General features: G+C 57.4%; 18 protein-coding genes. 7 read left to right on the forward strand and 11 right to left on the reverse strand.

Annotation, left to right across the window (positions count from 1 at the left end):
- Nucleotides 1–2: 2 nt before the first annotated feature.
- Genes M2119_RS06810 through sufB form a run of 3 tightly spaced genes read right to left on the reverse strand, consistent with a single transcriptional unit; the run spans nt 3 to nt 2863 of the window.
- The gene (locus M2119_RS06810) at nt 3–329 is read right to left on the reverse strand and encodes a non-heme iron oxygenase ferredoxin subunit (RefSeq protein WP_280804180.1); all 327 of its coding nucleotides are present in this window, start codon (nt 327–329) and stop codon (nt 3–5) included.
- A complete protein-coding gene (sufD, locus tag M2119_RS06815) occupies nt 329–1444 on the reverse strand; it encodes a Fe-S cluster assembly protein SufD (protein WP_280804181.1) in 1116 nt (371 codons plus the stop codon). The genes M2119_RS06810 and sufD overlap by 1 nt, the downstream gene beginning before the upstream one ends.
- Nucleotides 1445–2863, reverse strand: a complete 1419-nt coding sequence (sufB, locus tag M2119_RS06820) for a Fe-S cluster assembly protein SufB (protein ID WP_280804182.1) — start codon at nt 2861–2863, stop codon at nt 1445–1447.
- 206 nt (nt 2864–3069) lie between these two features.
- On the opposite strand from sufB, the gene M2119_RS06825 reads away from it, so the two are divergent.
- Nucleotides 3070–3963, forward strand: a complete 894-nt coding sequence (locus M2119_RS06825) for a COX15/CtaA family protein (RefSeq protein ID WP_280804183.1) — start codon at nt 3070–3072, stop codon at nt 3961–3963.
- Here the strand turns inward: M2119_RS06825 and M2119_RS06830 are convergent.
- Nucleotides 3960–4880 carry a heme o synthase gene (locus M2119_RS06830; RefSeq protein ID WP_280804184.1) on the reverse strand — a complete coding sequence of 307 codons (921 nt, stop codon included), beginning with the start codon at nt 4878–4880 and terminating at the stop codon, nt 3960–3962. The genes M2119_RS06825 and M2119_RS06830 overlap by 4 nt on opposite strands.
- A 200-nt stretch (nt 4881–5080) precedes the next feature.
- Between M2119_RS06830 and tkt the strand changes: the two genes are divergently transcribed.
- From tkt to pgl, 6 genes are all read left to right on the forward strand, one after another.
- The gene (tkt, locus tag M2119_RS06835; RefSeq protein WP_280804185.1) at nt 5081–7174 is read left to right on the forward strand and encodes a transketolase; all 2094 of its coding nucleotides are present in this window, start codon (nt 5081–5083) and stop codon (nt 7172–7174) included.
- Nucleotides 7175–7265: 91 nt separating this feature from the next.
- Nucleotides 7266–8372, forward strand: a complete 1107-nt coding sequence (tal, locus tag M2119_RS06840; protein ID WP_280804186.1) for a transaldolase — start codon at nt 7266–7268, stop codon at nt 8370–8372.
- Nucleotides 8373–9980, forward strand: a complete 1608-nt coding sequence (locus M2119_RS06845) for a glucose-6-phosphate isomerase (RefSeq protein ID WP_280804187.1) — start codon at nt 8373–8375, stop codon at nt 9978–9980.
- Between the two features lie 12 nt (nt 9981–9992).
- A complete protein-coding gene (gene zwf / locus M2119_RS06850; RefSeq protein WP_280804188.1) occupies nt 9993–11534 on the forward strand; it encodes a glucose-6-phosphate dehydrogenase in 1542 nt (513 codons plus the stop codon).
- Nucleotides 11531–12469 (forward strand): glucose-6-phosphate dehydrogenase assembly protein OpcA, encoded by a 939-nt coding sequence (locus tag M2119_RS06855; RefSeq protein ID WP_280804189.1) that lies wholly within the window; start codon nt 11531–11533, stop codon nt 12467–12469. The genes zwf and M2119_RS06855 overlap by 4 nt, the downstream gene beginning before the upstream one ends.
- Entirely contained in the window at nt 12469–13209 is a 741-nt protein-coding gene (pgl, locus tag M2119_RS06860; protein WP_280804190.1) for a 6-phosphogluconolactonase, read from the forward strand. Before M2119_RS06855 ends, pgl begins: the two co-directional genes overlap by 1 nt.
- A gap of 57 nt (nt 13210–13266) precedes the next feature.
- On the opposite strand, the gene M2119_RS06865 is transcribed toward pgl, so the two are convergent.
- The 7 genes from M2119_RS06865 to whiA form a co-directional block, all read right to left on the reverse strand.
- A complete protein-coding gene (locus M2119_RS06865) occupies nt 13267–13635 on the reverse strand; it encodes an RNA polymerase-binding protein RbpA (RefSeq protein WP_280804191.1) in 369 nt (122 codons plus the stop codon).
- Nucleotides 13636–13637: 2 nt separating this feature from the next.
- Complete coding sequence (gene secG, locus M2119_RS06870) at nt 13638–13886, reverse strand: preprotein translocase subunit SecG (protein ID WP_280804192.1); 249 nt, start codon at nt 13884–13886, stop codon at nt 13638–13640.
- 18 nt (nt 13887–13904) lie between these two features.
- On the reverse strand, nt 13905–14690 hold the full coding sequence (gene tpiA, locus M2119_RS06875) for a triose-phosphate isomerase (protein ID WP_280804193.1): 786 nt from the start codon (nt 14688–14690) through the stop codon (nt 13905–13907).
- Nucleotides 14684–15895, reverse strand: a complete 1212-nt coding sequence (locus tag M2119_RS06880) for a phosphoglycerate kinase (protein ID WP_280804194.1) — start codon at nt 15893–15895, stop codon at nt 14684–14686. Before M2119_RS06880 ends, tpiA begins: the two co-directional genes overlap by 7 nt.
- 15 nt (nt 15896–15910) lie before the next feature.
- Entirely contained in the window at nt 15911–16918 is a 1008-nt protein-coding gene (gene gap, locus M2119_RS06885; protein WP_280804195.1) for a type I glyceraldehyde-3-phosphate dehydrogenase, read from the reverse strand.
- Nucleotides 16919–17042: 124 nt separating this feature from the next.
- Nucleotides 17043–17669, reverse strand: coding sequence for a superoxide dismutase (locus tag M2119_RS06890; RefSeq protein ID WP_280804196.1), 627 nt, complete (start codon nt 17667–17669; stop codon nt 17043–17045).
- Between the two features lie 91 nt (nt 17670–17760).
- Nucleotides 17761–18735 carry a DNA-binding protein WhiA gene (gene whiA / locus M2119_RS06895; protein WP_280804197.1) on the reverse strand — a complete coding sequence of 325 codons (975 nt, stop codon included), beginning with the start codon at nt 18733–18735 and terminating at the stop codon, nt 17761–17763.
- Between the last annotated feature and the right edge of the window lie 52 nt (nt 18736–18787).

Genomic DNA, 18787 nt, shown 5'->3' on the forward strand with positions numbered 1-18787 from the left:
GGTTAGATCTCTTTCGTGACGGTGGGGTCAATGAAAATCTCGCCGTCGATTACTTCGACGATGAAAACGGGGACCGGCTCAAAGGCTGGCAAGGTCAGGGGCTTTCCGGTGGTGAGTTCGAATTTGGAGCCGTGTGCCCAGCATTCGAGGGTGTCATCTTCCACGAAACCCTCTGCCAGGGAAATGTCACCGTGAGTGCAGGTGTCTCCAATGGCGTGAATCTCTCCCGCGGAATCTAAAACGAGAGCAATCGGTATTCCACCGACGATGACGCGCTTGGCGGTGTCTTGAGAGAGCTCACTGGCTGCGCATACTTTTTCTGCCGCCATTAGTTCACCCCTGCCTCGAGTTCGGCAACCAGGGAAGCTTCGATGCGTTCGGCTAGTGCAGGAACGCCCAGCTGCTGGACGACTTCGTTGAGGAAGCCGCGGACAACGAGGCGACGAGCCTCTTCTTCGCTGATACCACGAGCCTGAAGGTAGAACAACTGCTCGTCATCGAAGCGTCCTGTTGCCGAGGCGTGTCCCGCACCGGCAATGTCACCGGTTTCAATTTCGAGGTTTGGAATCGAGTCTGCGCGGGTACCTTCGGTCAGAACCAAGTTACGGTTCTGCTCGTAGGAGTCCGTTCCCACGGCCTTGTTTCCAATCAGTACGTCACCAATCCACACGGTACGTGCACCGGCGCCCTGGAGTGCGCCCTTGTAGGTCACCCGGCTCTTGGACTGGGGCGCATCGTGGTTGACATACACCTGCTGCTCAATGTGCTGGTGCGCATCGGCAAAGTACACGCCGTTCATCACGACCGAGGAACCATCTTCAGCTAGCAGGGTGGAAGGGTTCACGCGGATGACTTCTCCACTGAGCGATACAAGGGTGTGCTTCAGTTCTGCATTGCGGCCCACGCGGGCAAAGTGACTGCCGAGGTGGAGTGCGTCGTCATTCCATTCCTGCACGGAGATGACGTTGAGCTGGGCTTCTGCGCCGACCAAGATCTCGACATTCTCCACCAGGCGTGCGTCACCGTTGTTTTGCAGAATGACGGTTCCCTTAGAGAAGGGTGCTGCCTCGATCACAATGTGAGCGGCACGAGCGGTGGTGCCCAGTGCATCCCGGGTAATGGTGATTTCAGAGACATCTTCTGAGGTAATCGACACCAACAGAGCTTCCGTCACCGCTGACCATGCATTGGCGGAGGAACGGTCTTCGGGGATTCCTGCCGTGCCGATGCGTGCATCGGTAACCGGAATCCAACTCAGTGAAACTCCCGCTGCTTCGGTCGCCGTGTAGGCAAAACGAGAACCATCGAGTTCACCCGAGATGAGCTCTTGGAGTTTGGCGACAGGAGAAAACTTCCAGTCGAGTTCACGACCGGTGACGGCGGCAAAATCTGCAGGATTTGTGGATTTCGGGCGCGCAGAACGAACTTGTACGGGAACAGACACTTAGCCCACGGATCCTTCCATGCCGATTTCAATCAGCTTGTTGAGCTCGAGTGCGTATTCCATAGGCAGCTCACGTGAGATGGGTTCAATGAATCCACGCACGATCATGGCCATGGCTTCGTCTTCTGCCATACCGCGGCTCATCAGGTAGAAAAGCTGGTCTTCACTTACTTTCGACACGGTTGCTTCGTGTCCGAGCTGAACGTCGTCCACACGAATGTCGATGGCGGGATATGTATCAGATCGAGACTTGGTGTCGACCAATAGCGCATCACAGCGAACCGTGTTCGCCGAGTGGTGCGCGTTGGCATCGACGCGGATCTCACCACGGTAACCGGCACGTCCACCGCCACGAGCAATCGACTTAGAAACGATGGAGCTCTGAGTGTGTGGAGCCATGTGGATCATCTTGGCGCCAGCATCCTGGTGCTGACCTGGGCCTGCGAAAGCGATGGAGAGCGTTTCGCCCTTGGCGCCTTCACCCACGAGGTATACCGAGGGGTACTTCATGGTGACCTTGGAACCTAAGTTGCCATCGATCCACTCCATGGTTGCGCCTTCGTGTGCAATGGCACGCTTGGTCACCAGGTTGTAGACGTTGTTGGACCAGTTTTGAATAGTTGTGTAGCGCACGCGAGCGTTCTTCTTCACAATGATCTCGACGACAGCAGAGTGCAACGAGTCGCTCTTGTAGATCGGTGCCGTACATCCTTCGATGTAGTGCACGTAGCTTCCCTCGTCCGCGATGATGAGGGTGCGTTCGAACTGTCCCATGTTTTCCGTGTTTATACGGAAGTAGGCCTGCAGTGGAATCTCGACGTGTACACCTGGTGGCACGTAGACAAAGGATCCGCCCGACCACACAGCAGTGTTGAGCGCTGCAAACTTGTTGTCTCCGGAAGGGATGACAGTACCGAAGTACTCTTCAAAGAACTCGGGGTGCTCTTTGAGCGCCGTGTCGGTGTCCATGAAGATAACGCCCTGGCGTTCGAGTTCTTCGTTGATCTGGTGGTACACCACTTCAGATTCATACTGGGCAGCAACACCGGCAACCAAGCGCTGACGCTCTGCCTCAGGGATACCCAACTTTTCGTAGGTGTCCTTGATTTCATCGGGGAGATCTTCCCAGGTTTGGGCCTGACGTTCCGTTGAACGGACAAAGTACTTGATGTTGTCGAAGTGAATACCGGTGAGGTCTGCACCCCAGTTCGGCATGGGCTTACGACCGAAAATCTCATAGGCCTTCAGGCGCAGCTTGAGCATCCACTCTGGCTCATTTTTGAGGCCAGAGATGTCTTTAACGACGTCGTCATTGATGCCACGGCGAGCGCTCGCACCGGCTGCATCTTTGTCGTGCCAACCGAACTCGTACTGGCCAATGCCCTCAAGTTCGGGCCGGTCAATCAGGATGTCTGACATGACACTCTTCCTCACGAATCTAAACTGAGAAGAGAACGCACGAACTGTCGCGAAAACCGCGGCAATCTCGCATGTTCTCGCCTTCGAGATATCGGCTTACGCACGATCACATTGAACTTACTTAGCCTAGCCTTACTTCATTGATTTAGACAGGGTTAATGCGTTCTTCATCAGCGAACAACATTTATCACCTAAGGACTTTCCCCGTGACTGCACTTCTGAACTGGTTCCCCACCATGGTTGACCGCAAAGTACGCATTGCAGCATGGACAACTTTTGCGGTGCAAACGCTGATTGTGGTGACCGGCGGTGCCGTTCGACTCACCGCCAGCGGATTAGGTTGCCCGACCTGGCCGCAGTGCACAGCAGATTCCCTCGTGAACACACCTGAAATGGGTATCCACGGAATTATCGAGTTCGCTAACCGTCTCCTCACCTTCCTTCTGGTGATCGTCGCCATTGCAACGTTTGCCCTGGTTTTCCGGATGCGCAAGCAGCGTCGTGACCTCTACTGGCTTACGCTTCTCATCGGCTTGGGAATCCCTGCACAGGCCGTCATTGGTGGAATTTCTGTTCTTACCAAGCTGGACCCCTATGTCGTGGGCCTGCACTTCATTGTCTCGATTGCCATGGTCGTCCTCTCCACCGTTCTGGTCTACAAGGTCTACTTCGGCAGGGGGCCTTGGAAGACGGTCGTCTCCGGTATCACTGTTGCCGTTGCCTGGGTCATGGCTGTTTTCCAGTTGATCACCATCAGTGTCGGAATCCTCACGACTGGTTCTGGACCCCACGCTGGCGACGCTGAGGCACCCCGTAATGGCCTGGATAGCGAACTACTCCAGCACATCCACTCCTACCCTGCATACATAGCCTTGGGGCTGACGGTATTGGCACTGCTCTTGTCCATTACTGGACGCGTCATTCAATTACGCAATGCCATCGTGCTGTTGTTGGCGGTTAACATTGCCCAAATCGTGGTGGGAATCGCCCAGTCCCGCATGGGCCTGCCTGAACTACTGGTTGGGCTGCACATGTTGCTGGCCTGCTTGGTCAGCGCTGCCGTGACGAATGTTCTACTGAATCTTCGCCAGAAGGCTTAGAACGGCAGTAGCGCGTCAATGGCTATCGCGAGGAAGATCAGCGAGAGATAGCCGTTAGAAAAGTGGAACAAGCGCATGGGCTTGGGGTCTTCGTGGCGCAGTGCGCGCGAATACAGCAGGTGGCTTTCCACGACGAACCAGACGCCTGAAACCAGTGCCACTGCGCTATAAACCCAGCCCATGTTTCCAATGGGCACCAGCAGTAATGTCGCTGCGAAAGTTGCCCAGGCATACAAAACAATCTGCAGTCCGACGGTGACACGTCCGCGCACCACGGTGAGCATCGGGACGTTCGCGTTTTTGTAGTCTTCGCGGTAACGCCAGGACAGTGGCCAGTAGTGCGGTGGAGTCCACAAGAAGATGATCATGAACAACACAACGGGAGTCCAAGTCAGCGAACCCGTGACGGCCGCCCAGCCAATCAGCACGGGGAAGCCCCCGGCAGCTCCGCCCCACACGATGTTTTGTGGGGTGCGGCGCTTGAGAACCAGCGAGTAAATGATCACGTAGAAGGCGATCGCAGAAACTGAGAGCGATGTTGCCAGCAGGTTTGTAAAGAGCCAGAACCACAGGGTAGAAACCACGGCGAGAACCCAGGCGAACACAATTGCTTCGCGGTCAGAAACTTCACCGGTGACCAGAGGACGGCCCTTGGTGCGATTCATCAGACGATCGATATCACGGTCGATATAGCAGTTGAATGCACCGGCGGAACCGGCGCTCATCATTCCACCGATCAACACCGCGAGGACCAGCCACAAGTTGGGGATGCCTTCTTGCGCTAAGAACATGGTGGGGACGGTCACTGCCAAAAGCAGCTCCATCACTCGCGGCTTCGTCAGGGAGACGTAGGCAGCAACCTTGCGCTTAAAACCGACCTTGGACACTGCAGTAGTGCCAGATTCGGAAGAGATCATGAGTCCTCAATAAGGGTGCGCGCGGGAACCCCAAGTCTACGGGAGGTCATGCGTCGACATCTGGCACGTTCCCTGCAGGCTTAAGGCAGGCATTGCCTATACTTAGAGGAGTCGTCTCAGGACCACTGTGGCTATAAATTCCAGCCACCGTAATTATTTCCCACCCTGACCTCACCGCACACGGAAGGCCACATTTCAACATGGCGCAACTCGACTGGTCCGAACTCGATAACAAGGCAGTTGACACCGCGCGTGTACTCGCCGCTGACGCGGTAGAGAAGGTGGGCAACGGTCACCCCGGAACAGCCATGAGCCTCGCTCCTGCGGCATATCTGTTGTGGAACAAGGTCATGCGACGTGACCCGCTGGATGACCAGTGGATTGGCCGCGACCGCTTCATTCTTTCTGTCGGCCACTCCTCGCTCACGCAGTACGTTCAGCTCTACTTGAACGGCTACGGTCTGGAACTCGACGACCTCAAGGCACTGCGCACCTGGGGCTCTCTCACTCCCGGCCACCCTGAATATGGCCACACCAAGGGTGTGGAAATCACCACCGGTCCCCTCGGCCAGGGTTTGGCTTCTGCCGTTGGTTTCGCCTACGCATCCCGTTTCGAGCGAGGCCTGTTTGACCCCTCCGCCGCTGCTGGAACGAGCCCCTTCGATCACTTTGTCTACGTGATTGCCGGAGACGGAGACCTGCAAGAAGGTGTCACCGCTGAAGCATCCTCGCTTGCTGGACACCAGCAACTGGGTAACCTCATCGCAATCTACGACTCCAACCAGATCTCCATAGAAGACGACACCACGATTGCCTTCACCGAAGACGTCGCGAAGCGTTACGAATCCTACGACTGGCATGTCCAGACGGTGGACTGGAAGAAGACCGGTGTTTACGTCGAAGACGTTGCCGCCCTCAATGACGCTATTGAGGCAGCCAAGGCCGTCACCGACAAGCCGTCTCTCATCATTTTGAAGACCATCATCGGCTGGCCTTCGCCGAAGAAGCAGAACACCGGAAAAATCCACGGTTCAGCTCTGGGCGCTGACGAACTCAAGGGGCTCAAGGAAGTACTTGGGTTTGACCCTGAGCAAAGCTTCGAGGTTTCCGATGAGGTCATCGAGCACACCCGCAAGGCTGTTGCCAAGGGCGCAGCTGAACGTGCCGAATGGCAGAAGGGCTTCGACGCCTGGGCTGCAGCTCACCCTGACAACAAGAAGCTGCTCGACCGCCTTGAAGCTGGTCAGCTTCCTGACGGCGTGGAAGCAGCACTCCCTGTGTTTGACGGTGGCACCGAAGTATCCACCCGTGCCGCATCCGGCAAGGTACTCAACGCTCTGGGCGCCGTCATCCCTGAACTCTGGGGTGGGTCTGCTGACCTCGCAGAATCCAACAACACCACACTGGACGGTGCGAAATCATTCGTTCCAGCCCAGTGGTCCACCCACGAATGGACCGGCGACACCTACGGTCGAGTTCTGCACTTCGGTATCCGCGAGCACGCCATGGGAGCGATTCTCAACGGTATTGCTCTGCACGGAAAGACCCGCGCCTACGGGGGAACCTTCCTCATCTTCAGCGACTACATGCGCCCCGCAGTTCGACTGGCTGCCCTCATGAAGGTGCCCTCGATCTTCGTCTGGACTCACGACTCCGTCGCCCTCGGTGAAGACGGACCCACACACCAGCCCATCGAACAGCTCGCCACACTGCGCGCTATTCCTGAGCTAGACGTGGTTCGCCCCGCAGACGCGAATGAAGTTGCCTACGCCTGGAAAACCATCTTGGAACGTCGCAACGGACCGGCCGGTATTGCACTGACCCGACAAAACATCCCTGTGTTCGTCCGTGGAGAGGGAACCGCCTCTGGCGACACCTTCGCCCATGCGCGTGAGACCGCCAAGGGTGCGTATGTTTTGGTCGATGCAGCTAACGGAAAGCCCGATGTGATCTTTATCGCAACCGGTTCTGAAGTTCAGCTCGCGGTTGCCGCTCGCGAACAGCTCGCCGGTGAAGGCATCCACGCTCGCGTGGTGTCTGTTCCGTGCCTCGAGTGGTTCTACGAGCAGACTGCTGCCTACCAGGAGAGCGTCTTGCCTTCCACTGTGAAGGCACGCGTGTCGATCGAAGCTGGCCTGTCTCTGACCTGGGACAAGATTGTCGGCACTGCAGGACGCAGCGTTTCGATCGAGCACTTCGGTGCATCAGCTGACTACAAGACCCTGTTCACCAAGTTTGGAATGACAACGGAGGCTGCTGTGGCAGCTGCCAAGGATTCCATCGCAGCTCAGTAACACCTCAGGTGAATCCCGGAAGCTAACCACCGGGCCTCACGATACAACTTCACATCATCGCTTCACCTATCCCTCAGGAGAATCACAGTTCATGTCGAACACCCCCACCGCACAACTGTCCGCAGCCGGCGTCAGCATTTGGCTGGACGATCTTTCTCGTGAGCGCATCACCTCGGGGAACCTTCAGGCATTGATAGCTGAGAAGAACGTCGTCGGCGTGACCACAAACCCCACCATCTTCGCGGGTGCTCTCACCAACGGTGAAAGCTATGCCGCACAGGTCAAGAAGCTCGCCGCTGCAGGTGCTGATGCGGAAGCCGCAGTTTTCGACATCACAACAGATGACGTAGCAGACGCGTGCGACATCTTCCGTGGTGTATTCGACGCCACCAACGGTGTGGACGGTCGCGTTTCCATTGAGGTCTCCCCCACCCTGGCCCACGATGCTCCCGGCACTATCGATGAAGCCAAGCGTTTGTGGGCAAAGGTGAACAAGCCCAACGCCCTGATCAAGATTCCCGCCACTTTGGCTGGACTGGACGCTATTACCGACGTCATCGGTGCAGGTATCTCCGTCAACGTCACGCTCATCTTCTCGCTCGAACGCTACGAAGCAGTGATCAAGGCATACCTGGCCGGTTTGGACAAGGCGAAGGCCAACGGCCACGACCTCTCGGCCATTCACTCCGTTGCGTCATTCTTCGTCTCCCGCGTCGACACAGAGGTAGACAACCGCCTCAACGCTATTGGCACCCCTGAGGCTCTGGCCCTCAAGTCCAAGGCAGGCCTGGCCAACGCTCGTCTGGCCTACGAACTCTTTGAACAGCAGTTCAACACTCCTCAAGCTGTGTCCTTGCTGGCCGCTGGTGCAAACGCACAGCGTCCACTCTGGGCCTCCACTGGTGTGAAGGATCCCGTACTCCCCGACACCTTGTATGTCACCGAGCTGGTTGCTGCAGGAATCGTCAACACCATGCCCGAAAAGACTCTGGACGCCACTTACGACCACGGCGTGGTCACCGGCGACACCATCACCACCAACTACGCAGATGCGAAGGCCGTTTTCGCGGCATTGGCTGCCGTGGGCATTGACTTCGAGGACGTGACCAACCTCCTCGAATCTGAGGGTGTTTCGAAGTTCATCATTTCGTGGGGCGAACTCCTCGAGACCGTCAACACCGCACTGGCTGGAGCATAAATGTCTTTCCGTATCAAAGTTTCTGGAGCAGCAGAAGCAGCCGTCAACACGCACGTTCCTCAGTTGGTGGAGGACCTCGTTGCCTCCAGCATCACGGCACAAGACCCTGCCCTGTGGGGACCAGCTGCGGAAGCAGAGTCAGCGATTCGCTTGGGATGGACTGAGTCCGTCGCCCTCTCACGCCCCCTCGTTGCTGAAATTGACGCACTGCGCGATGAACTTCGAGCACAGGGCGTGAACCACATCGTCCTCGGCGGCATGGGTGGTTCTTCTTTGGCCCCAGAGGTCATCACGGCAACGATGCAGGCTGATTTGACCGTGTTGGACTCGACCGAGCCCGGCCAGATCAAAGCAGCCATTACTGACCGCTTGGAAACTACCGCAGTCGTCATCTCCAGCAAGTCGGGTGGCACTGTCGAAACTGACAGCCAGAAGCGCATCTATGAAGCTGCTTTTGCCGCGGTCGGCATTGACCCCCTCGAGCGCATCATCATTGTGACTGACCCCGGGTCTCCCCTGGATAAGTCCGCCCGTGAGGCCGGATACCGCGTCTTTAATGCTGACCCCAACGTGGGTGGCCGCTTCTCGGCTTTGACCGCATTTGGACTTGTCCCCTCCGGACTTGCTGGCGTGGATCTCACCGAACTGCTCAACGAGGCAGAGGCCATCTCTCTTGATCTTGCCGTTGACCAAGCTGAAAACCCAGGCCTGATTCTCGGTGCCGCCATTGCGGGAACTTCACCTCTCAAGAACAAGCTCGGTTTCGTCTCAGATGGAACCCACCTGGTTGGCTTCGCCGACTGGGCAGAGCAGCTCATCGCTGAGTCCACCGGTAAGGAAGGCACGGGAATTCTTCCCGTCGTTCTTGACGTAGTCTCCCCCGAGCTTTCCGCCGGGTATGAAGATCTCCAGATCATTCGCCTCGTCGACGATGCGCACGAATTCCACCTCCTCAAGCATGATCGTCACGAGGGTGAAATCCTTGTCTCAGGCACCTTGGGCGCCATGTTCTTGGTCTTTGAATACGCCACCGCTGTGGCAGGACGAATCCTGGGCATCAACCCCTTTGACCAGCCTGACGTGGAGTCGGCCAAGATTGCTGCGCGGGCATTGCTCGACAACCGTCCAGCACCCACCGAGCCCCTCTTCACCAACCACGGCATTGAGGTTCGTGCCCACGGTGATCTGGGAGATGCTTCGACGGTGCGTGAGGCCATCACTGCTGTTCTTGAGCAGCTCCCTGCCGACGGATATGTCTCTATTCAGGCATATGTCGACCGGGCAAACTTCCCTGAAGTTGCTGGTGTTCGCGACCTCGTCGCCGCCCGTGCCGGTCGCCCCGTGACCTTCGGGTGGGGACCTCGCTTCTTGCACTCCACCGGACAGTTCCATAAGGGCGGTCCAGCTGTGGGTGTCTTCATTCAGATTCTGCAGGCACCCGAGGGTGACGTTGTTATCCCTGAGCGTCCCTTCACCTTCGGTCAGCTCATTGCAGCGCAGGCTGCCGGAGATGCCAACGTCCTTGCAGAGCACGGTCGTCCCGTTCTCACCCTGACAATGACGAATCCGAACAAAGAACTCGAAGCCCTCTTCGCGGCGTTCAACTAGTAAGGAACATGCATGTCTCCTGCTGACATCACTGCTGGGCACAACCCTCTTCGGGTTGCCGAGGATCGTCGCCTGAACCGCATCGCAGGCCCCTGTGGCCTGGTGCTGTTTGGCGTCACCGGTGACTTAGCGCGCAAGAAGCTCATGCCGGCGGTGTATGACCTGGCCAACCGTGGACTCCTGCCTCCAGGCTTTGCCCTGGTGGGTTTTGCCCGCCGTGATTGGGAAACTGAAGATTTTGCACAAATTGTGCACGATTCGGTCAAGCAATACGCCCGCACCGAGTTCCGTGAAGATGTTTGGGAGCAGCTGGCCAAGGGTATTCGCTTTGTTCAAGGTGAATTCCATGACGACAAGGCCTTTGATCGCCTGAAGAAAACCATTGCGGAACTCGACGACAAGCGCGGAACCATGGGCAACCACGCGTTCTATCTCTCTGTCCCACCCCGTTCGTTCCCTGAAGTGGTTGCGCAGCTCAAGCGCGCAGGTCTCGCTGATGAGGTCGAGGGTCAATGGCGTCGGGTTGTGATTGAGAAGCCTTTCGGAAGTGATCTCAAAACCGCTCGTGAGCTCAACGATGTTGTGGAATCAGTATTCCCCGCCGACTCGATCTTCCGCATCGACCACTACCTCGGTAAAGAAACGGTGCAGAACATCCTGGCTCTGCGTTTTGCAAACCAGCTATTTGAACCGCTGTGGAACGCCGAGCACGTCGACCACGTCCAGATCACCATGGCTGAAGACATCGGTGTGGGTGGTCGTGCTGGCTACTACGACGGCATTGGCGCTGCCCGTGACGTGATTCAAAACCACCTGCTTCAACTCCTCGCCCTCACCGCGATGGAAGAACCCATCTCCTTCGATGCTGATGATCTGCGAGCAGAGAAGGAAAAGGTCCTAGCCGCCGTCCGCCTGCCAGAGAATCTGGCAGAGGCGACCGCCCGCGGTCAATACGCCAGTGGCTGGCAAGGTGGCGAAGAGGTTGTGGGCTTCCTTGATGAAGAAGGCATGAACCCTCTGTCGGTGACAGAGACTTACGCTGCGATGCGTCTCGACATTGGAACCCGCCGCTGGGCCGGTGTTCCGTTCTATCTGCGCGCAGGTAAGCGCCTGGGCCGTCGTGTGACGGAAATTGCCGTGGTGTTCAAGCGAGCACCCCAATATCTCTTTGCTGACCACCAAACGTCCGCACTGGGTCAAAATGCTCTCGTGATTCGCGTGCAACCGGATGAAGGTGTCACGATTCGTTTCGGCTCCAAGGTACCCGGTGCTGGCATGCAGGTTCGCGATGTCACTATGGACTTTGGTTACGGCCACGCTTTCACCGAAGCAAGTCCCGAAGCTTATGAGCGTCTCATTCTGGACGTCCTCCTCGGTGACCCGCCCCTGTTCCCCCGTCACGAAGAGGTGGAACTCAGCTGGAAGATTCTTGACCCCATAGAAGAGTTCTGGGAAACCCAAGGGCAACCAGAACAGTATGCGCCCGGAACCTGGGGCCCCGCTTCTGCCGATGCTTTGATGGCCCGTGACGGCCGAGTGTGGAGACGTCCATGATCCTCGAACTTCCCGACACCACCACGGCCAAGGTTGCCAAAGAACTGGTCAACCTCCGTGAAGAAGGTGGCGCCGTAGCGCTGGGCCGCGTGCTCACGCTCCTCATCTCCACCACGCTGGGCCACGAGGAGGAAGCGATTGCTGCGGCGAACGAGGCTTCCCGGGAACACCCCATGCGGGTGATTGTGCTCTCTGTTATTGAGCCTGAGCATTCCATCTCGAACCGTTTGGACGCGGAAGTCCGCGTCGGCGGTGACGCTGGAGCTAGTGAAGTCATTGTCCTGCGCGCCTATGGCCAAGTTGGTTCTGACGAGCAAGGCCTTGTGACAGGCCTGCTCTTGCCTGATACTCCTGTGGTGGCCTGGTGGCCGGGCATCGCGCCTGAGAAGGTCTCTGAATCTCCTCTGGGCAAGATCGCGCAGTGCCGCATCACCGATGCCTCCACCCACGAGAACCCTCTTGCAGCTCTCGCGTCCCTCTCCTCCACCTATGCTCCCGGTGACGCCGATTTTGCCTGGACACGGTTGACGCTGTGGCGGACGCAACTGGCTGCGGTGTTGGATCAGCCCCCCTTTGAGCCCATCACCGAAGCACATGTGACCTCAACACCTGACTTTCCTGCAGCCCAGATGCTTGCCGCGTGGCTTCAGCTCCAGCTGCAAGTTCCCGTGACCTGTGACCTCACCAAAACCGGGTTGAGTTGGAAGGGCGTTCACGGCGTTCGCTTGGTTCGTGCTTCTGGTGAGATTGAGCTGACCCGTATTGAGCAGTCCATCGCCCGCCTCAAACAGCCCAACCAGCCCACCCACGATATTTCGATGCCCCTGCGCAGCTTGCGCGATTGCCTCTCGGAAGAACTCAGACGACTTGACCCTGATGAGGTCTATGGTCGCGTGGTGACTGAGGGTCTGCCCCAAATCTCTGTGAGTGCCTAATGTCTGAAGAAACGACGCTTGAGGCATATGCCGATAAGCAAGAACTCATTGACAACATCGACGAGATTTTTGAATCCACGGTGAAAGACCTCCTCGTGGAACAAGATGCTGTTCACGTCGTCCTCACCGGTGGCACCGTCGGTATCGCGTTGTTAGAGAACATTGACCCGGGACACGTTCTCGACTGGTCACGCATTCACCTGTGGTGGGGAGATGAGCGTTTCGTTCCTGCCGGTCACGCAGATCGCAATGAGGGTCAGGCAACCGCCGCCCTCATCCACCGCCTACCCATCCCCGCAGAAAATGTCCACCGCATGCCCGCCTCCGATGCTGGTTTGAGCTTGGACGAGGCCGTGGATGCGTATGACGACGAGCTGGCCAAGTATTGGCCGGAGCTTCCCGAATTCGACATCACATTCCTTGGCGTGGGACCCGATGCCCACATTGCCAGTCTGTTTCCTGGGCTGGAGGGTATTGAGGTGGATGATCGTGCCGTCATTGCTGTGCGGAACTCCCCCAAACCACCTGCAGAACGCATCAGCTTGACCCTGCCCGCACTCAACAACTCTAAGAACGTCTGGGTGGTTGCTGCGGGCGCAGACAAGGCAGATGCGATCTATGCCGCATTCACCTCCGAAAACCCTTCAGAAGCGCCTGTGAGCGCCGTGGAGGGCACAGAAGAGACCGTGTTCTTCACTGATGAGGCAGCCGCCGAGCGCCTGATCGAGGAAGAAGAATAACCACAGACTCCACAAGAAAACCCCCGCTGATTCAGCGGGGGTTTTCTTTTTCACAATTTACTTGGTGGGCTTGACCGTGCCACGACGAACGCGGAGTTGGTGAAGTGCATCCTCGAGGATTTGCTCAGCTTCTTCAGGGGTGCGACGTTCCTTCACATAGGCCAAGTGAGTCTTGTAGGGCTCGAGCTTGGCCAGCTCCGGCGGGTTTTCCTTGTCGCGACCTGCGGGAAGACCAGACTGAGGGCAGTCGATGATCTCTGGAATTTCTTCCTCAGGAAGGTTTGCCGCGAAGTGGCGAACGGTTTCGTTGCCGAGTGCATCCCAGTAAGAGATAGCAATACGCTCTGCGTGGATACCGTGATCTTGTTCGCCCATGGGGCCTGCGCCTACGCGCGAGCCTCGGATTGCACTGCCTCCAGATGCCATGTTTAAGCTCCCTGGAACTTCGTAATGAGACCCAGACCCACGATGGACGCGATCCAGATCAAAGCCAAAATAATGGTGATGCGGTTGAGGTTGCGCTCAGCAACACCGGAAGAACCCAGTGTTGAGCTCATGCCGCCACCGAACATATCGGAGACGCCACCGCCACGACCCTTGTGAAGGAGGATCAGCAGGGTGAGAAGCAGGCTCGTCAGGCCGAGCAGCACCTGCAGAACAATCTCAAGAATTACCATAAGGGACAGTCTACCGGACTAGATCACGTGCTTCTGGAACCTGGCGATGCTGGAGAACTCCGCGACGTCGAGGCTTGCACCACCGACGAGCGCACCGTCGATGTTGGGCTGACGCATGAAGCCAGCAATGTTGTTGGCCTTGACCGAACCGCCGTAGAGAATGCGCGTGCGCTGCGCAGCGGCATCGCCCAGAACTTCACCCAGAGCACCACGAATCGCGGCACACACTGCTTCTGCCTGCTCTTCGGTAGCGACCTTACCGGTGCCAATAGCCCAGACAGGTTCATAGGCAATCACGATGTCTGCGTCCTGCGAGACACCCTCGAGCGCCTTCTTCAGCTGAGCAACAGGAACAGCCGAAGGGCCGAATTCTTCGAGCTCTGCCTCGGTTTCACCCACGCACAAAACAGGAACAACGCCGTGCTTGAGGGCCGCTTTGACCTTATTGCCCACGATCTCATCGTTTTCGCCGTGGTATTGACGACGCTCAGAGTGACCGATGATGACGTAGGAGCAGCCCAGTGCCTTGAGGAATCCACCCGGAATTTCACCGGTGTACGCACCGGAGTCGTGCATGGATACATCCTGTGCACCATAGGCAAGCTCCAGCTTGTCTGCCTCAATCAGATTCTGCACAGAGCGGATGTCAGTGAAGGGAGGGAATACTGAAACTTCAACGTCGGTGTACTTGTGGTTGGCGTCCTTGAGCGTCCACGCCAATTTCTGCACGAAAGCAATTGCCTGGAGGTGATCCAGGTTCATCTTCCAGTTACCCGCGATGAGCGGGGTGCGAGTGTTTACCATCCGAGGACCTCCAGGCCAGGCAGACGCTTCCCCTCGAGGAATTCGAGGCTTGCTCCACCACCGGTTGAAATGTGACCGAATTGGTCATCTGAAAAACCAAGAATGCGCACCGCAGCAGCGGAATCGCCACCACCCACAACGCTGAGGCCGTCGACCTCCGTCAGTGCCTGAGCAATCGCTCGGGTTCCCTCGGCAAATGCGGGGATTTCGAAGACACCAGCAGGGCCATTCCAGAACACGGTCTTGGATGCTCTGATCTGCTCTGCAAAAGCCGCGCCGGTCTCAGGACCAATGTCGAGGCCCATGCCTGTTGCACCGAAGGGGGTTTCTTCGAGAGAATCCGCTGGAGCCACCACGTGCTCGGCATCGGCGCCGAACTTACTGGCCATCACAATGTCAGTCGGCAGAATGATCTTGACGCCACGAGCTTCGGCATCGGCAATGTATCCGCGCACAGTGTCGAGCTGGTCGACTTCCAGCAGGCTGGCCCCGACTTTATAGCCCTGGGCTGCGAGGAAGGTGAACACCATGCCACCGCCAACCAGAATCGTGTCAACGCGGGGCAGGAGGTGAGAAATTACGCCGAGCTTGTCGGAAACCTTTGAGCCACCCAGCACAACCGTGTAAGGGCGTTCGGGCTTCTCGGTCAGGCGGTCTAGAACATCAAGTTCGGTTTCGATGAGCAGACCTGCTGCGCTGGGAACCAGCTTGGCCAGGTCGTAGACGGAAGCCTGCTTACGGTGAACGACACCGAAACCGTCGGAGACGAGCACGTCTCCCAATTCTGCGAGCTGAGCGGCGAATGCGCCACGCTCTTCCTCGTTCTTACTGGTCTCCCCTGGATTGAAACGCAGGTTCTCCAGCACGGCAATCTGACCATCTGAAAGAGCCGCAACTACAGCCTGAGCAGAGTCACCAACAGTGTCGGTGGCGAACGCAACAGGCTTGCCCAGCAATTCGCCGAGGCGATGTGCTGCAGGTTCGAGGCTGTACTTTGCTTCAGGTGCGCCGTCAGGACGCCCGAGGTGGCTCATCACCACAACACGGGCGCCCTGATCCAGCAGAGAATTCAATGTCGGCAACGAGGCGCGAATGCGACCATCGTCGGTAATCACACCATCCTTGAGCGGAACGTTGAGGTCACAGCGGACCAAAACACGCTTGCCAGCAAGCGAACCGAGCGAAGAGAGAGTGCGAAGTGCCATATTGAGTGTCTTTCTTTAGAGCTTGGCGCCAACGTATTCAGCGATGTCGACGAGACGGTTGGAGTAGCCCCACTCGTTGTCGTACCAGCTGGAGATCTTAACCTGGTTGCCCAGAACACGGAGCAGACCAGCGTCGAAGATCGAGGAGTGCGGGTCAGTCACGATGTCACTCGAGACGATTTCGTCTTCGGTGTACTTCAAGATGCCCTTGAGGTGACCCTCTGCAGCAGCCTTGAATGCAGCCTTGACTTGCTCCTCGGTCACGGGCTTCTCCACCTGAATGGTGAGGTCGGTGATTGAACCGGTGGGAACGGGAACGCGCAGCGCGAAGCCATCTAGCTTGCCGTTGAGTTCAGGAAGAACCTTACCGATTGTCTTTGCCGCACCGGTCGAGGAAGGAACGATGTTGATGGCAGCAGCACGAGCACGGCGAAGGTCTGTGTGGGGACCGTCCTGCAGGTTCTGATCAGCGGTGTAGGCGTGAACGGTGGTCATCAGACCAGTAATGATGCCGAATTCCTTGTCAAATACCTGAACCAGAGGTGCGAGGCAGTTCGTGGTGCAGGACGCGTTCGAGATGACGTGGTCAGTAGCCGCGTTGTAGGTCTCGTTGTTTACGCCCATCACGAAGGTAGGAATGTCGTTCCCGGTGGGAGGAGCAGAGATGATGACCTTCTTGGCACCCGCAGCGATGTGCTTTCCCGCAGAAGCGCTGTCGGTGAATCGTCCGGTGGACTCAATTACGATATCTACACCGAGCTTGCCCCAGCCGAGGTCTGCGGGGTCGCGTTCTGCAAGAACTTTGATCTTCTTGCCGTTCACGATGATGTTCTCAGCGTCGTGAGTAACCTCAGCGTCCAGACGACCGGTAACCGAGTCGTACTTCAGGAGGTGCGCGAGCACCTTGGTGTCGGTGAGGTCGTTGACGGCAACAATTTCGATGTCGGCACCCTGTGCGAGTGCGGCACGGAAGAAGTTACGTCCGATACGGCCGAAGCCGTTGATTCCAACTTTGACAGTCACTTCGTCTCCAAGTGATGTTAGGGAGCGTGGAGCTCCGGATGGTGATGGTGGAGGGATGGTATTGCTGGGGGAAAACAAGTAGAACGGGTGCCCCGAAAAGCTTCAGGACACCCGTTGTCAACTACTAAGAGAATAGCAGGACGCTGGATGCGCCCTTGCGAGCTGCCTCGAAACGCGCCGAGACATGAGCCCAGTTGATGATGTTCCAGAACGCGGTGACATAGTCGCCCTTCACGTTCTTGTAGTCCAGGTAGAAGGCGTGCTCCCACATGTCGAGCATGAGCAGAGGAATGGTTCCTGCTGCGATGTTGCCCTGCTGGTCGTAGAGCTGCTCAATGATGAGGTTCTTACCCAGCGCGTCCCACGCGAGGAAAGCCCATCCAGAGCCCTGCAGGCCCATGGCCACAGCGTTGAACTGTGCCTTGAATGCTTCGAAGGAACCAAAGTATTCGTCGATCGCGGCAGCAAGCTCGCCGGTGGGACGCTCTTCGGTACCAGGAGTCAGGTTCTTCCAGAAGATCGAGTGGTTGGTGTGACCGCCGAGGTGGAAGGCGAGGTCCTTCTGGAGCTTGTTGATGTTGGCGAAGTCATTCTTGTCGCGCGCTTCTGCCAGCTTCTCGAGAGCAGTGTTTGCACCGTCAACGTAGGCCTTGTGGTGCTTGCTGTGGTGCAGCTCCATGATGGTTGCACTGATGTAGGGCTCCAGTGCTGCATAGTCGTAATCGAGCTCGGGCAGTGTGTAGTTAGCCACGGGGTGTTCTCCTTAGTACGTGGTTGGGTAGTACTTGTGATAACCGTCTCGGCATCAAGTTTATTGCCGAATCCGGAAGTATTTACTGGTGTTACGCGTCGATATCTTCTGGTACAGCTGACTCTGTGCCGGGGACACCGAGTTCCTGCGCTCGCTTGTCGGCCATGGCCAATAAACGACGAATACGGCCGGCAACTGCATCCTTGGTCATCGGTGGGTCAGCATGGTGACCGAGTTCGTCCAAACTGGCGTCCCGGAAGTTCAAACGCAGTTCTCCCGCGTATTTGAGGTGTTCGGGGATTTCCTCACCGAGGAGTTCCAGCGCACGCTCCACTCGCGCACAGGCAGCCACTGCGGCCTGTGCCGAGCGTCGGAGGTTCGCGTCGTCGAAGTTAACCAAACGGTTTGCCGTGGCACGCACTTCACGGCGCTGACGAAGTTCTTCCCAGTTCTTGACTGTCTCGGTTGCACCCATGATGCTGAGCACGGCAGAGATGGCCTCGTCTTCGCGGATGACGACGCGGTGAACACCACGCACTTCACGTGCCTTGGCCGCAAACTGCAAGCGGTTTGCCGCACCGACGAGAGCCATGGCGGCCTCATTTGTCGGGCACACGATTTCTAGGGCGGCCGAACGGCCTGGATCGGTCAACGAACCAGCCGCGAGGAAGGCACCGCGCCAGATGGCGGAAAGGTCTTCGAGGTTTCCGGTGGTGAGCTTATTCGGCAGACCACGAATGGGGCGGCGTCGCGCATCCAACAAACCAGTCTGGCGGGCCAGGGTTTCACCGTCGAGAACACGAACGAGGTAGGTGGGAAGGTTCTTGCCACCAGAGTTGGGTGACAGACGACCTTCAGAGCGAACACCGTAAATCTCTGCCAAGTCTTTCCGAACGCGCGTTGCCAGCTCCTGCGAGTCCAGTTCTGCCTCGACAGCAATGCGGCCGGAGATGGTGTGGAGACCGCCTGCAAAGCGCAAGATGGTCGCGAGCTCCGCCGTGCGGACACTGGTTTTTCCAGCCCCCACAGTGATGAGTTCTTGTTTGACGTTTTCGGTGAGACCCATTTCCCCTAAATCCTCTGTACTTCGTCTGTCGTGCGTAATTAGTCGTGTTCTG

Source organism: Aurantimicrobium minutum (genome assembly GCF_029894165.1).
Classification (GTDB): Bacteria; Actinomycetota; Actinomycetes; order Actinomycetales; family Microbacteriaceae; genus Aurantimicrobium; species Aurantimicrobium minutum_A.

Bases quoted from the DNA above. Each gene is read 5' to 3' on its own strand.
- zwf (WP_280804188.1), top strand. From the start codon at position 9,993: ATGTCTCCTGCTGACATCACTGCTGGGCACAACCCTCTTCGGGTTGCC.
- secG (WP_280804192.1), bottom strand. From the start codon at position 13,886: ATGGTAATTCTTGAGATTGTTCTGCAGGTGCTGCTCGGCCTGACGAGC.
- tal (WP_280804186.1), top strand. From the start codon at position 7,266: ATGTCGAACACCCCCACCGCACAACTGTCCGCAGCCGGCGTCAGCATT.
- M2119_RS06880 (WP_280804194.1), bottom strand. From the start codon at position 15,895: ATGGCACTTCGCACTCTCTCTTCGCTCGGTTCGCTTGCTGGCAAGCGT.
- M2119_RS06865 (WP_280804191.1), bottom strand. From the start codon at position 13,635: ATGGCATCTGGAGGCAGTGCAATCCGAGGCTCGCGCGTAGGCGCAGGC.
- M2119_RS06855 (WP_280804189.1), top strand. From the start codon at position 11,531: ATGATCCTCGAACTTCCCGACACCACCACGGCCAAGGTTGCCAAAGAA.
- tkt (WP_280804185.1), top strand. From the start codon at position 5,081: ATGGCGCAACTCGACTGGTCCGAACTCGATAACAAGGCAGTTGACACC.
- sufB (WP_280804182.1), bottom strand. From the start codon at position 2,863: ATGTCAGACATCCTGATTGACCGGCCCGAACTTGAGGGCATTGGCCAG.
- whiA (WP_280804197.1), bottom strand. From the start codon at position 18,735: ATGGGTCTCACCGAAAACGTCAAACAAGAACTCATCACTGTGGGGGCT.
- tpiA (WP_280804193.1), bottom strand. From the start codon at position 14,690: ATGGTAAACACTCGCACCCCGCTCATCGCGGGTAACTGGAAGATGAAC.
- M2119_RS06810 (WP_280804180.1), bottom strand. From the start codon at position 329: ATGGCGGCAGAAAAAGTATGCGCAGCCAGTGAGCTCTCTCAAGACACC.
- M2119_RS06845 (WP_280804187.1), top strand. From the start codon at position 8,373: ATGTCTTTCCGTATCAAAGTTTCTGGAGCAGCAGAAGCAGCCGTCAAC.
- M2119_RS06830 (WP_280804184.1), bottom strand. From the start codon at position 4,880: ATGATCTCTTCCGAATCTGGCACTACTGCAGTGTCCAAGGTCGGTTTT.
- pgl (WP_280804190.1), top strand. From the start codon at position 12,469: ATGTCTGAAGAAACGACGCTTGAGGCATATGCCGATAAGCAAGAACTC.